The following is a 14,408-nucleotide window of genomic DNA, read 5'->3' on the forward strand; positions in this document are numbered from 1 at the left end:
AATTTTCGACGAGTCACTGTCCTGATATTTCGTATCCGAAATACCTCGGCCAGCGCCCACACGAATTACTTGGTTAACTTGTTAAAGAGCGTTTGAGCTGTTGCTCAATCAAGGCCGCGTATTCTACATCGTTCCGCCGCCTTGTCAACCGTTGATTTCGAATAATTTCTGAAGCAATTTTTCGAATACTTTCAATCGGTTGCATTCCTTCCGAAAGTTGCCGTAAGCGGCTTGTCCCTCAGAAGTGGTGCGCATTCTACAGGCGTAAGAAAAACTGTCAACGCCCTTTTCCGAAAAAACCTGACAGGCTTCGGTTTCCACCTACACGCCTGATCAATCACTCACCACAATGGCTATTTATTGTTCATTTTGTGACGTATTTCAAGTTCTTTTTAGTGGCACCAGAGACGAAACACCAAACCACCTTGCCCGCACCACCAACAATCCCGCCAGAATTACCGCGTAAACCACCATTTCGGTAATGTCACTTCTCGCCTGCCAGAGGAAATGCACCCACGCGAGTATCGCAGCCGGATAAATCAAACGATGCAACGGCTTCCACCACCGTCCGGTACGCTTCATCATTCTCCGGGTGGATGTGATCGCCAGGGGCACCATCGCCAGAAATGCGGCAGCACCCGCAATGATGTACGGGCGCTTGGTAAAGGTCGCCCAAAGATCCATCCAGCCCAGAATCAGCTGAAGGAAGGCCAGCAGATGCAACACGGCATAGAAAAAGGCAAACAACCCCAGCATCCGCCGGTAACGCAACCAGCCCGACCAGCCGGTTACTTTCTTTAACGGGGTAATGGCGAGCGTAACCAGAAGCAGCTGGAATGCGGCAATGCCAAGCGCCTCCGTAATCACCTGTCCAGGGTCCGGCCCCAGATTGGCATTAACAATATCAGCAGCCAGAAAGCCCAGCGGCAGCAGGGCCAAACCAAACACCAGGCACTTTCCGGCAATACCGAGCCACCTATTTGCCACAGCAGACGCCATCAGTAATACCTGGACAGATCCATGCCCTTGTAAAGGCCGGCCACCTGCTCGCCGTAGCCATTAAACTTTTCAGTCTCAATCCAGTTCGGCCGGAACACGCCCGAAGGCAAACGGCGCTCCATCTTCTGGCTCCAGCGCGGGTGATCCACTTCCGGGTTCACGTTGGCGTAGAAGCCGTATTCGCTTGGCGCAATCATTTCCCAGCTGGATTTCGGCTGCTCTTTCATAAAGCGGATACGCACAATCGACTTGATACTCTTGAAACCGTATTTCCAGGGCACCACCAGGCGGATCGGCGCACCGTTCTGGTTGGGCAAGGTCTTTCCATACAGACCTACCGCCAGAAACGACAACTCGTTCATCGCCTCATCCATACGCAGGCCTTCCCGATAGGGCCAGTCGATGGTACTGAACAGAGATCGCTGTCCGCGCATCTGCTCCGGGGCATTCAGCGTTTCGAAATAAACAAATTTCGCATCCGAGTTCGGCTCCAGGCGTTTGATCACCTCCGCCAGCGGTACACCCACCCACGGGATCACCATTGACCAGGCCTCAACACACCGCAACCGGTAGATCCGCTCCTGGTACTGGTGAGGCTTCAGCAAATCCTCCAGCGCGTACGTGCCGGGATTCGCACACTCCCCTTCTACTTCAACGGACCAGGGGTCCACGGACATTTCCGAAGCGTAGCGGGATGGGTCCTGCTTACCGGTGCCGAATTCGTAGAAATTGTTGTATGTAGTGATGGCATCATACGGGGCCGGTTTCTCGTCTGTGGAGAATTGCGGCGCAGCCTTGTAGTCCAAAACCGTTCCCGGCCGGGTATCTTCCGCCCGAACCAGTCCCGGAATCGACAGCGCAGCGGCTGAAGCAATGGCACCGGTCATGAATTTGCGCCGATTCAGGTAGACAGATTCCGGGGTTACTTCAGATTCAGGGACAGACCAGGAAGGGCGTTGCTTGATAAACATCGGAGGCTCCAGAGTTCGCGGTTAGCAGATAGACCGAACATTCCCGGAGAAATTCCCGCCCGGGCAGGATCCGGGCGGGAGGCAGTTGTCGTCAGGCGCGCTTTGGCTTTTTCCGGAACAAGGCGCGGACCGGTCCCGACAACGCATAGATCAGGAACGCAGTGAACAATACGGTGGCCGGGTCTACAGCGATCACTACCAGTATCAAAACCACCAGCAAGATAGCGGCGAAAGGCACCCGCCCCCGCAAATCCAGGTCTTTGAAGCTGCGGTAAAGAACGTTGCTCACCATCAGCACGCCGGCACCGCCGACGACCACAATGGACAGCAAGGTCAGCCAGGCGGACGGTTCAAACTGATGGAAGCACCAGACCAGGCCTGCCACACAGGCGGCTGCAGCCGGGCTCGGCAAACCCACAAAGAACTTTTTATCAACAGAGCCAATCTGGGTGTTGAAGCGAGCCAGCCGCAATGCCGCGCCGGCCACGTAGATGAACGTAATAGCCCAGCCCACTTTATCCAGCCCGTTCAGGGCCCAGAAGAAGGCCACCATACCCGGAGCCACGCCGAAGGCCACCATATCGGCCAGGCTGTCATACTCTTCACCGAACTTGCTCTGGGTGTTGGTCATCCTGGCCACCCTGCCGTCCAGACCATCCAGAACCATCGACACGAAAATAGCGATGGCGGCGTTATCGAACACGCCGTTGGCGGCAGAGACAATGGCATAGAACCCGGAAAACAGGGATGCGGTGGTCAGGGCATTGGGCAGCAGGTAGATGCCCTTACGGCGCACCTTGGCTCCCTCAACCAACTCTTCCTCGACAACCTCGCCACTTTCAAGGTCCAGCTCTGCAGCCTTGTTCGGTTCAGGCTTGTCGACAGATTTATTCTCTTCAGTCATTCCATAAACTCCGGAAAGCATTTGGGCGGAGTATATACGAAAAACGCGGCCACTAGGGCCGCGCTTTCAAACCGTACCGGAAATTCCGGATCAGTTCTTTTCTTTATCCACGATCTTGTTCGCGGAAATCCACGGCATCATGGAACGCAGCTTCTCGCCCACAGTCTCGATCTCGTGAGCCGCGTTCTGGCGACGACGAGCAGTCATGGACGGATAGTTCAGGGCACCTTCAGAGATGAACATCTTGGCGTATTCACCACTCTGGATGCGCTTCAGTGCGTTACGCATGGCTTCGCGGGACTGCTCGTTGATCACCTCCGGGCCAGTTACGTACTCGCCGTACTCAGCGTTGTTGGAGATGGAGTAGTTCATGTTGGCAATGCCGCCTTCGTACATCAGGTCAACAATCAGCTTCAGCTCGTGCAGACACTCGAAGTACGCCATTTCCGGAGCGTAGCCCGCTTCGGTCAGGGTTTCGAAACCGGCTTTAACCAGCTCAACCGCGCCACCACACAGAACCGCCTGCTCACCGAACAGGTCAGTTTCGGTTTCGTCTTTGAAGGTGGTTTCGATGATACCGGTACGGCCACCGCCGATGCCGCTGGCGTAGGACAGGGCTACGTTCTTGGCGTTGCCGGAAGCGTCCTGGAAGATCGCGATCAGGTCAGGAATACCGCCGCCCTTGGTGAACTCGGTGCGTACAGTGTGGCCCGGCGCCTTCGGAGCAACCATGATCACGTCCAGGTCTTTACGCGGAACGATCTGGTTGTAGTGGATAGCAAAACCGTGAGCGAACGCCAGGGTAGCGCCCTGCTTCAGGTTCGGCTCGATTTCGTCGCGGTACAGCTGGGCCTGGAACTCGTCCGGAGTCAGCACCATAACAACGTCGGCGGAAGCAACGGCAGAAGCCACGTCGCTGGTCTTCAGGCCGTAGGCTTCAGCCTTGGCGATGGAGGAAGAGCCGGCACGCAGGCCAACCACTACGTCTACACCGGAGTCCTTCAGGTTGCACGCGTGCGCGTGGCCCTGGGAGCCGAAGCCCAGAATGGCAACTTTCTTGCCCTGGATGATGGAAAGATCACAATCCTTATCGTAATAAACCTGCATGAGAAACCTCTGTTATCAGTAACAGCCCTTCGGGGCCATAGTGTTCAAATTTTTCGGGCAGCCCTTACAGGCTGAGAACTTTTTCGCCACGGGCGATGCCGGATACACCGGTACGCACCACTTCCAGCACGCCAGACGTGCCTACAGCCTGGATAAAGCCATCAAGCTTGCTGCTGTCGCCGGCCAGCTGAACGGTATAAACCGAGCTGGTTACGTCGACAATCTGGCCCCGGAAGATATCCACGGTGCGCTTGATTTCCGCACGCTGGGAACCGGTTGCCTTCAGCTTGACCAGCATCAGCTCACGCTCGATGTGGGCACCTTCGGTCAGGTCTACCAGCTTGACCACTTCAATCAGCTTGTTCAGCTGCTTGGTGATCTGCTCGATAACCTTGTCGGAACCGCTGGTGGTGACGGTCAGGCGAGACAGGGTCTCGTCTTCGGTCGGCGCCACGGTCAGCGTTTCGATGTTGTAGTTGCGCTGGGAAAACAGCCCAACCACGCGGGACAGTGCGCCCGGCTCGTTTTCAAGCAAAACAGAAATGATTCGACGCATGATCACACCCTCTCCGTTTTGCTGAGCCACATATCTTTCATGGAACCACGGGCAACCTGCATCGGGTACACATGCTCGAAGCGGTCCACGTAAATATCCACAAATACCAGCTTGTCTTTCATCGCCAGGACTTCCTTGAGCTTGGGCTCCAGGTCTTCCTTGCGATCAATGCGCACGCCAACATGGCCATAGGCTTCCGCCAGCTTGATGAAGTCCGGCAGAGACTCCATGTAAGACTGGGAATGACGGGACTCGTAGTTCATGTCCTGCCACTGCTTGACCATGCCCAGGGCCTGGTTGTTCAGATTGATGATCTTCACCGGCAGATCGTACTGTTTGCAGGTGGACAGCTCCTGGATGTTCATCTGGATACTGCCTTCACCGGTGAAGCACAGCACTTCATCTTCCGGATGGGTCAGTTTGATACCCATGGCGGCCGGCAGGCCGAAGCCCATGGTGCCGAGGCCACCGGAGTTGATCCAGCGGTTGGGCTTGTCGAATTTGTAGTACTGGGCAGCAAACATCTGGTGCTGGCCCACATCGGTGGTTACGAAGGCATCACCGTTGGTGAGCTTCCAGAGCATCTCGACCACTTCCTGCGGCTTGATCACATCCGGGCTGGTTTCGTAACGCATACCGTGGAATGCACGCCACTCTTCGATCTGCTTCCACCAGGACCCCAGCGCTTCGGCATCCGGCTTGTCCTTCGACTCTTTGACCAGCGACAGCATTTCTTTCAGTACCGCATCCACCGGGCCAACAATGGGCACGTCTGCATCTATGGTCTTGGAGATAGATGCCGGGTCGATATCGATATGAATAATGCGCGCACCCGGGCAGAACTTCTCGGTGGCGTTGGTTACGCGGTCATCAAAGCGCGCGCCCACACAGAGAATCAGGTCTGAATGGTGCATCGCCATGTTGGCTTCATAGGTGCCGTGCATACCCAGCCAGCCCAAATGCTGCTTGTCGGTCGCCGGATAGCAGCCGATGCCCATCAGGGTGTTGGTGATAGGGAAGCCCAGGGTCTGGGTCAGCTCGGTCAACTGGCTGGAGGCCTTGCCCAGGATCACACCGCCGCCGGCATAGATGATCGGGCGCTTGGCCGCCATCAGCATGTCTACGGCTTTCTTGATCTGGCCGGCATGGCCACGAACTGCCGGGTTATAGGAGCGCAGCTTGACCTTCTTCGGATAGGCATACTCATAGCGCTCGTTCGGGGTGGTCATATCCTTGGGGATATCCACCACAACCGGGCCGGGGCGGCCGGTAGAGGCAATGTAGTAAGCCTTGCGGATCACTTCAGGAATTTCTTCCGGATGGCGCACACTGAGGTTGTGCTTAACCACCGGGCGGGAAACACCGATCATGTCGGTTTCCTGGAAGGCATCTTCACCAATCAGTGTAGATGCAACCTGGCCGCACAGAACCACCATGGGGATGGAATCCATGAATGCGGTGGCAATGCCGGTAATAGTGTTGGTGGCTCCAGGACCCGAGGTCACCAGTACGGTACCTGGTTTTCCGGTTGCACGGGCGTAGCCGTCGGCCATGTGGACCGCCGCCTGTTCGTGCCGCACCAGAATATGCTTGACTTTGTCCTGCCTGAACAGCGCATCATAAATATGAAGGGCTGCACCACCCGGATAGCCGTATATGTATTCGATCCCTTCATCCTGCAGGGAGCGGATCAGCATATCGGCGCCAGACAATAACTCCACGATTTCTACCCTCTTCTACGAGTGAATGAGCCGGGTTACGCCCCGGTTGCCTGGATTCTCGGTTTCCCTGCTTCTTGTGAAAGCGGAACCGGCGTACTCCTCCACACCATTTTTAAGAGGTTGTCTCCTGGCCAGCCGCCCTCCTGAGGGTTGCGGAGAACGACCAATCAACGGGTTGCACGTAAGCAACAACCAGTGCCCGCCAGCGGGTGGCGAACGCAGTGTGGTGATTAACGGGGGATACTCGCTCGGGATTGCCTGCCGTATTGACCCCAGTCTTCAGGCAATCTGCAATTCTGACAGCGCGAAACTCACTGTCAATAGGCGCTGTGGCTTAATTGCCACCATTTTCTTAGACACAGGGCCCCGGTTGGCCAATAATGGTGCAAGAGATTTGAACCAGACAGAAGAAAATCCGCATTCGGGGTGGCATCATGTCACCAGGCAGTAATCGAATAACGAGTGGACCTATGAACCGAAAAATCCTGATGCTGGCCGCGATCATGGCCGCCGCCCCGGGCTTCGCCGCCGGTGCCTCCGTCTACAAATGGACCGACGACAGCGGCGTAACCCACTTCGGGGATCGCCAGCCTAATGGTGCATCTGCAGAGATCGTTAACGTGCGCACCGGCAAGAGTTCCGGCGGCCAGGCGTCCCGGGTGAGCCCGCAACAGCAGGTTCAGGAAATCCAGGAGCGCCAGCAGGCTGAAGCCCGGCAGCGCCAGGAAACCGCCCAGGAAGAAGCCCTGCGCAAACAGCGTGAAGCCAACTGCGCCACCGCCCGCTCCAACCTGGATGTGATCAACAGCAACGCCAGGATCCGGGTGGAAGAAAACGGCGAGATGCGCTATCTCACGCCGGGAGAAATCGAGGAACAGCGCAAGCAGTTTGAAGAGATTGCCGCCGAGAACTGTGGCCCGATGGAAGAACGAACCGAGCAGCAATAAAACAAAAAAGCCAGCCGGGCAATCCGACTGGCTTTTTCATTCCCGGTTGATAGCCGGGGCCACGAAGCCCCGGCAGTGCGCAGCAATTACTTGCTGGCAAACACCACGGCGTTGTCCTGAACCGTCGCCACGATGGTATCCCCCGGCATAAACTCCCCTTTCAGCAGTTTCTGCGCCAACGGGTTTTCGATCAGCCGCTGGATCGCCCGCTTCAGCGGACGGGCACCATACACCGGATCGTAGCCCACCTCGGCCAGCAGTTGCATGGCATCTTCGGCGATCTCCAGTTTCATATCCTGATCCTTCAGGCGCTGCGCCAGGTTCGCGATCTGGATGCGGGCAATGCCCTGGATCTGGTTTTCCGCCAGCGGATGGAACACCACCACTTCGTCCACTCGGTTGATGAACTCAGGGCGGAAGTGAGTACCCACCACTTCCATCACCGCAGACTTCATATCTTCGTAGTTCTCCTCGCCCGCCTTCTCCTGGATGATGTGAGAGCCCAGGTTGGAGGTCATCACAATCACGGTGTTGCGGAAGTCCACGGTGCGGCCCTGGCCATCGGTCAGGCGGCCGTCGTCCAGCACCTGCAGCAGGATATTGAAGACATCCGGGTGGGCTTTCTCCACCTCATCCAGCAACAGCACGGAATAGGGCCGGCGGCGCACCGCTTCGGTCAGGTAACCACCCTCTTCGTAACCCACGTATCCGGGAGGCGCACCAATCAGCCGCGCCACGGAGTGCTTCTCCATGAACTCGGACATATCAATGCGCACCATCGCCTCTTCGGTATCAAACAGGAACGATGCCAGCGCCTTGCACAGCTCGGTTTTACCCACGCCGGTGGGGCCGAGGAACAGGAAGGAACCGTTGGGGCGGTTCGGGTCCGACAACCCGGCCCGGGACCGGCGCACGGCGTTAGATACCGCTTCTACCGCTTCTTCCTGGCCAATCACCCGGCCGTGCAGCGCCTCTTCCATGCGCATCAGCTTGTCGCGCTCGCCTTCCAGCATCTTGGACACCGGAATACCGGTCCACTTGGAAACGATTTCGGCGATTTCCTCATCGGTTACCCGGTTACGCAGCAGTTCCATCTTCTGCATCTCGGCCTGGCCAGCCATTTCCAGCTGGCGCTCCAGTTCCGGAATCTTGCCGTACTGAAGTTCCGACATCCGCCCCAGGTCACCGGAACGGCGGGCGGTTTCCAGGTCAATGCGCGCCTGCTCCAGGTCGCTCTTGATCTTCTGGGAGCCGTGCAGGGCAGCTTTCTCGGCATTCCACACTTCTTCGAGGTCCGAGTATTCCCGTTCCACGCCGGCAATCACATCCGACAACTCCGCCAGTCGCTTCTTGGAGGCGTCGTCTTTCTCTTTCTTCAAGGCCTCGCGCTCGATCTTCAGCTGAATCAGGCGGCGCTCAAGGCGGTCCAGCGCTTCCGGCTTGGAATCCATCTCCATGCGGATCTGACTGGCGGCTTCATCCACCAGGTCGATAGCCTTGTCCGGCAACTGGCGGTCGGTGATGTAGCGATGCGACAACTTGGCGGCAGCAATAATGGCGCCGTCAGTTACCTCAACCCCGTGGTGCACTTCGTAACGCTCTTTCAGGCCCCGCAGGATGGCAATGGTGTCTTCCTCGCTGGGCTCGGAGACCAGCACCTTCTGGAACCGGCGCTCAAGGGCGGCGTCTTTCTCGATGTTTTCCCGGTATTCATTCAGGGTAGTGGCACCCACGCAGTGCAGCTCACCCCGGGCCAGAGCCGGCTTGAGCATGTTGCCGGCGTCCATGGAGCCTTCCGCCTTACCGGCGCCCACCATAGTGTGAATCTCGTCGATGAACAGGATGATCTGCCCTTCCTGCTTCGACAGCTCGTTCAGCACCGCCTTCAGGCGCTCCTCGAACTCGCCCCGGAACTTGGCGCCGGCAATCAGCGAGCCCATATCCAGGGACAGCACCTTCTTGTCTTTCAGGCCATCGGGCACTTCGCCGTTCACAATGCGCTGGGCCAGGCCTTCCACAATGGCAGTCTTACCCACGCCCGGTTCACCGATCAGCACCGGGTTATTCTTGCGCCGGCGCTGCAGCACCTGGATGGTACGGCGGATTTCATCGTCCCGACCGATCACCGGGTCCAGCTTGCCTTGTTCGGCCCGTTCGGTCAGGTCGATGGTGTACTTGGACAACGCCTGACGATTTTCTTCTGCACCTGCATCATTCACGGTTTCACCACCACGCACCTGATCAATAGCTTTTTCCAGGGCGGCTTTGTCTACGCCCTGCTCCCGCAGAATGCGGCCCAGAGAACCCCGGTCTTCCAGCGCCGCCAGCAAGATCAACTCGCTGGAAACAAACTGGTCGCCCCGCTTCTGGGCCTGCTTGTCTGCCATATTCAGCAGCCGGCCCAGATCGTTCGACACCGACACATCGCCGGCGTTGCCCTGCACTTCCGGCAGATTTTCAATTTCCTGGGCGACGGCCTGGCGCACCCGGCCAGCCTCTGCACCCACCTGTTGCAGCAGCGGCTTTACCGATCCGCCCTGCTGATCGAGCAGTGCCTGCATAAGATGCACCGGCTCGATAAAATTATGGTCTTTGCCTACCGCGATCGACTGCGCATCCGCCAAAGCGGACTGCAGTTTGCTGGTCAGCTTGTCGATTCTCATGAGTTCAGTTCCCCGAATTTTTTGCGAATACGCAACACGGCACGCTGCCTTCGGCGTATTCCGATTGCTTTGACATTTAATGTAGGGGCAGGTAGGGGGACTTCAAGCTGGGGGCTGACTATTTCGACGAAAACTTGACGGCCGTCAGCTTCGGCCGGTCAGCCCAGCCAGATAATCGACGCCATACGGCCAGTCTGGCCATCTCGGCGGTAGGAGAAAAACCAGTCCTGGTCGCGCACGGTACACAGGCTACCACCGGATACCGAGCTAACCCCGGTGCGCTGCAGGCGTTGGCGGGCAAGGTGGTAGATATCGGCCATGAAATGGCCGGGGCGGGCACCGGCTGATTTGAAGGCATTAGCGGCTTCCGGGGACTGCTCGATAAAGGCTTCGCGCACTTCCGGGCCCACTTCGAACTGCTTCGGGCCTATGGCGGGGCCCATCCAGGCCACCAGCTCCGAAGGCTCCACCGCCATGGCGGCCACCAGGTTTTCCAGTACACCGCCACACAGGCTGCGCCAGCCGGCGTGGGCCGCGCCCACCACCGTGCCCTTGCGGTCCGCCAGCAGCACCGGCAGGCAGTCGGCCGTCAGGATGGCACAGGCCATTCCGGGAATACGGGTAAAGCTGGCGTCTGCATCCGGGCGGGAACCCACGGTGGCAGGCGTTAATTCAACCACTTCGGTGCCATGCACCTGGTTCAGCCAACCAATGCGGTTGCTGTCCAGCCCGGCGAAGCGGGCCAGGGTTTGGCGGTTTTCCTGCACATGGCCAGGATTATCACCCACGTGGTCGCCCAGATTCAGGCTGCGCCAGGGCGGCCGGCTGACGCCACCTTTACGGGTAGTACACAAGGCCCGCACCCGGCGTGGCGCAGGCCAGTCCGGGCGCAGTACGTCGTGCTCAGTAATCATTCTCGTCCAGTTCCCGGGCATGCTTGCGCAGGGTTTCGATCAGGTGAACCATGTCTTCTGGCAGGGGCACTTCCCAGCTCAGAATCTCACCGGTTTCCGGATGCTCCAGGGTCAGCTGCCGGGCGTGCAGGGCCTGGCGATGGAATGCCGCCAGCACATCCCGCAACTCTTCGGTGGTGCCTTTGGGCAAACGCAGACGACCGCCATAAACAGGATCACCTACCAGCGGATGGCGCACGTGGGTCATGTGTACCCGAATCTGGTGCGTGCGGCCGCTTTCCAGCTTGCAACGAACATGGGTATGGGCGGCAAAGCGCTCAATCAGCCGGTAATGAGTCACTGCCGGCTTACCGGACGACACCACAGCCATGCGCTTGCGATCCTGCGGGTGCCGGCCAATGGGCGCATCCACCGTAGCGCCACCGGTAAGAGAACCCACTACCACGGCCTCGTATTCCCGGCCCATGGTACGTTCCTGCAGCTGGTTAACCAGCGAGGTGTGGGCAATCAGGCTGCGGGCCACCACCATAATGCCGGAGGTGTCTTTATCCAGCCGGTGCACAATGCCGGCCCGGGGCAGGTTTTCCACTTCCGGCGCATAGTTCAGCAGCGCATTCACCAGGGTGCCGTCGGCATGGCCCGCCGCCGGGTGCACTACCAGCCCGGCAGGCTTGTTGATCACCAGCAGGTGCTCGTCTTCGTACACGATATCCAGGGTGATCGGCTCGGCTTCCCAGGTAACCTGCACTTCCGGCTCGGCGTCCAGGTCCAGAACGTCGTCCATCATGACTTTGTCCCTGGGCTTACGGGCTTCGCCGTTCACCGTGAGCGCCCCGCTTTTGATCCAGGACTGCAGGCGCGAGCGGGAATGCTCGGGCATGAGTTCGGCCGCAGCCTGATCCAGCCGCCGGTCGCTCAGTTCCGGGGGGATGGTGTAATGTCCGGTAATACGGTTATCGGAAGACATTCGGCCTCTTTTTGCTACAATGCGGGGTTCATTCAAGTTGCGACCATTATACGGGATTCCGGCATGAGATCAGTTGTCCGATTACTGCTAATTTCCACTATCATTGCGCTGGCCAGCGGCTGCGCCTCTAATCGCGAAGTGGAAGTACTGCCGGAAGAGACATACTACGACAACGCCCGCCAGGCCATGAACTCCGGCAACTTCAACGAAGCCGAAGAAAACCTGGACGCCCTGGAAACCTATTATCCGTTCGGCCGCTACGCCGAACAGGCCCAGCTGGACCTGATCTTCGCCCGCTACCAGAACCTGGACCTGGAAGGCTCCCGGGCGGCGGCTGACCGCTTTATGCGCCTGAACCCCCAGAGCGACCACCTGGACTACGCCATGTACATGCGCGGCCTGGCGTCTTACAACCTGGACATGGGCCTGGCTGCCCGCTACTTCCCGATTGATGTGGCCGCCCGCAGCCCCGGCGAACAGTTGCAGGCGTTCCGGGATTTCTCCCAGCTGCTGAACCGCTTCCCGGACAGCGAATACGCCCCGGATGCCCGCCAGCGCATGATCGCCATCCGCAACCGCATGGCCGAACTGGAACTGCACGCAGCCCGCTACTACATCAAGCGTGAGGCCTTTGTGGCGGCCAACAACCGGGCACGGTACGTGGTGGAGAACTTCCCGTCTTCCCCGGCGGTTGAAGAAGCCCTGATTCTGCTGGCCGACACTTTCCGCTTTATGGACCTGAAGAAAGGCGCCAGCGATGCCATCGCTACCCTGCGGCAGAACTTCCCCAACAGCGAAGCCTTTGATGAGAACGGTGAGTTCCAGTCTGACCGCCTGCGCCGCCAGAACCGATCCCTCACCAACGTGGTCACCTTCGGCCTGATGGGCGACGAGTAAGGCCCGCAGCCTTACTTGCCAATTTTCCAGCCGTTGGTAATCGGATACCGGCGGTCTTTACCAAACCCGCGCTCGGTAATGCGCACCCCGATGGGTGCCTGCCGGCGCTTGTATTCGTTGATGTCCACCAGCCTTACCACCCGTTCGACATCCGCCCGCTCAAAACCTTCCGCGACAATGGCCTCGGCACTGTAATCACGCTCTACGTACAGGTTCAGGATCTGGTCCAGAATGTCGTATCCCGGCAGGCTGTCCTCGTCTTTCTGATCCGGCGCCAGCTCTGCGGACGGCGGCCGGGTAATCACCCGCTCCGGAATGACCTGCGACAGGCTGTTGCGGTACCAGGCCAGGCGGAACACCAGGGTTTTCGGCACATCTTTCAGCACATCGAAACCGCCGGCCATGTCGCCGTACAGGGTGGAATAACCCACTGCCATCTCGCTCTTGTTACCGGTGGTCAGCACCAGAGAACCGAACTTGTTGGACAGTGACATCAGCAACACGCCCCGCAGGCGGGCCTGCAGGTTTTCTTCCGTGGTATCCGGCCTCGTGCCTTCAAAGGGCTTGGCCAGGGTTTGCATGAACACGTCGTACATGGGCTCGATGGAGAACACATCGTACTGAACGCCCATGGCACTGGCCTGGGCCTCGGCATCCTCAAGGCTGGCGCTGGAGGTATAACGAAACGGCATCATCACCGCCCTTACCCGGTCCTTGCCCAAGGCATCGGCAGCCACCGCCAGGGTCACAGCAGAATCGATACCGCCAGATAAACCCAGCACCACAGATTTGAAGCCATTCTTGTTCACGTAATCCCGAACACCCGTCACCAGTGCGCTGTACACATTGGCTTCCAGGGAAGGCTCCTCCGGCAAGGGCTGAGAGATTGGCTGGCAGTGGTGCTCACACAGGAATTCCACCGGGAACAGGCCATCGGCAAACTGGGGTGCCTCCACCGCCAGCGCACCGGCGTGGTCGACCACCATGGAGCCACCATCAAACACCAGCTCGTCCTGCCCGCCCACCAGGTTTGTGTACACAATGCTCACCCGGTTATCCGCCGCCTTGCGTTCCAGCAGCGCCTTGCGCCGGGCCTGTTTGTCGATATCGTAGGGCGAGGCATTCAGGTTCAGGATCAGTTGCGCACCGGCGGCTGCGGCATCTTCCAGCGGGCCGTCTTTCCAGATGTCTTCACACACGGTGATGCCAACCGACACACCCTTTATATCCATAACCAGAGTATCGCGGCCTTCAGCGAAGTAGCGTCTTTCATCGAACACCTGGTAATTGGGCGGGCAACGCTTGAAATACCGGCCGCGGATTTCGCCTTTCTCGACAACCACCGCGGCGTTATACAACAAACCGCCGGAACGCACCGGCGCGCCGATCACCATGGCCGGCTCCAGGTTGGCCTGCTGCAAACGCTCCAGGGCCTCGGCAATGCGCAGGTCCAGGCTCGGCCTCAGTAGCAGGTCTTCCGGCGGATAGCCGGTCAGGCACAGCTCCGGGAACAGCACGATGTCTGCCTTGTGCTGCTCGTGCGCCTGCCGGGTGGCCTTCAGTACCAGCTCGGTATTACCCGGAATGTCACCAACCAGAAAGTCCAGCTGGGCCATAACCACCCGCAGCTTGCGGGGGGAGTCTGAATCGGCGGATGCGGTTCCGGGTGTGGCCATGCAAAGGCTCCTGTAACTTGTTGCCATGAAAAGGCTATTATAACCCCGCAAAGGCAAGGATTTCTTCCGGGCAGAGGCAATAACCC

12 protein-coding genes are annotated in these 14,408 nt (G+C 58.6%); 2 read left to right on the forward strand and 10 right to left on the reverse strand.

Annotated features, from left to right (window positions below; genetic code table 11):
• Positions 1-381: 381 nt before the first annotated feature.
• From H3Z84_RS15275 to H3Z84_RS15300, 6 genes are all read right to left on the reverse strand, one after another.
• On the reverse strand, positions 382-948 hold the full coding sequence (locus H3Z84_RS15275) for a protein-methionine-sulfoxide reductase heme-binding subunit MsrQ (protein WP_323127007.1): 567 nt from the start codon (positions 946-948) through the stop codon (positions 382-384).
• 50 nt (positions 949-998) lie between these two features.
• The gene (gene msrP, locus H3Z84_RS15280; protein WP_199458079.1) at positions 999-1,970 is read right to left on the reverse strand and encodes a protein-methionine-sulfoxide reductase catalytic subunit MsrP; all 972 of its coding nucleotides are present in this window, start codon (positions 1,968-1,970) and stop codon (positions 999-1,001) included.
• Between the two features lie 91 nt (positions 1,971-2,061).
• Positions 2,062-2,874: a CDP-diacylglycerol--serine O-phosphatidyltransferase gene (gene pssA / locus H3Z84_RS15285; RefSeq protein ID WP_022987781.1), complete on the reverse strand. Its 813-nt coding sequence runs from the start codon at positions 2,872-2,874 to the stop codon at positions 2,062-2,064.
• A 90-nt stretch (positions 2,875-2,964) separates the two neighbouring features.
• Positions 2,965-3,981 carry a ketol-acid reductoisomerase gene (gene ilvC, locus H3Z84_RS15290; protein ID WP_058341567.1) on the reverse strand — a complete coding sequence of 339 codons (1,017 nt, stop codon included), beginning with the start codon at positions 3,979-3,981 and terminating at the stop codon, positions 2,965-2,967.
• A 64-nt stretch (positions 3,982-4,045) separates the two neighbouring features.
• Entirely contained in the window at positions 4,046-4,537 is a 492-nt protein-coding gene (gene ilvN, locus H3Z84_RS15295; RefSeq protein ID WP_036218832.1) for an acetolactate synthase small subunit, read from the reverse strand.
• Positions 4,538-4,539: 2 nt separating this feature from the next.
• Positions 4,540-6,258, reverse strand: coding sequence for an acetolactate synthase 3 large subunit (locus H3Z84_RS15300; RefSeq protein WP_199458080.1), 1,719 nt, complete (start codon positions 6,256-6,258; stop codon positions 4,540-4,542).
• 470 nt (positions 6,259-6,728) lie between these two features.
• On the opposite strand from H3Z84_RS15300, the gene H3Z84_RS15305 reads away from it, so the two are divergent.
• The gene (locus H3Z84_RS15305; RefSeq protein WP_199458081.1) at positions 6,729-7,205 is read left to right on the forward strand and encodes a DUF4124 domain-containing protein; all 477 of its coding nucleotides are present in this window, start codon (positions 6,729-6,731) and stop codon (positions 7,203-7,205) included.
• A gap of 86 nt (positions 7,206-7,291) precedes the next feature.
• Here H3Z84_RS15305 and clpB read toward each other — a convergent pair whose 3' ends face one another.
• The 3 genes from clpB to rluD all read right to left on the reverse strand — a co-directional run bounded on the left by clpB (position 7,292) and on the right by rluD (position 11,749).
• Positions 7,292-9,868 (reverse strand): ATP-dependent chaperone ClpB, encoded by a 2,577-nt coding sequence (gene clpB / locus H3Z84_RS15310; RefSeq protein WP_199458082.1) that lies wholly within the window; start codon positions 9,866-9,868, stop codon positions 7,292-7,294.
• A 158-nt stretch (positions 9,869-10,026) separates the two neighbouring features.
• Complete coding sequence (pgeF, locus tag H3Z84_RS15315; protein ID WP_199458083.1) at positions 10,027-10,782, reverse strand: peptidoglycan editing factor PgeF; 756 nt, start codon at positions 10,780-10,782, stop codon at positions 10,027-10,029.
• Positions 10,772-11,749, reverse strand: coding sequence for a 23S rRNA pseudouridine(1911/1915/1917) synthase RluD (gene rluD / locus H3Z84_RS15320; protein WP_199458084.1), 978 nt, complete (start codon positions 11,747-11,749; stop codon positions 10,772-10,774). Before rluD ends, pgeF begins: the two co-directional genes overlap by 11 nt.
• Before the next feature lie 63 nt (positions 11,750-11,812).
• Between rluD and H3Z84_RS15325 the strand changes: the two genes are divergently transcribed.
• Positions 11,813-12,646, forward strand: coding sequence for an outer membrane protein assembly factor BamD (locus H3Z84_RS15325; RefSeq protein ID WP_022987773.1), 834 nt, complete (start codon positions 11,813-11,815; stop codon positions 12,644-12,646).
• A gap of 11 nt (positions 12,647-12,657) precedes the next feature.
• Here H3Z84_RS15325 and H3Z84_RS15330 read toward each other — a convergent pair whose 3' ends face one another.
• Positions 12,658-14,322: an NAD+ synthase gene (locus tag H3Z84_RS15330; protein WP_199458085.1), complete on the reverse strand. Its 1,665-nt coding sequence runs from the start codon at positions 14,320-14,322 to the stop codon at positions 12,658-12,660.
• Between the last annotated feature and the right edge of the window lie 86 nt (positions 14,323-14,408).

It is taken from the genome of Marinobacter sp. bablab_jr003 (assembly GCF_016464245.1).
Classification (GTDB): Bacteria; Pseudomonadota; Gammaproteobacteria; order Pseudomonadales; family Oleiphilaceae; genus Marinobacter; species Marinobacter vinifirmus.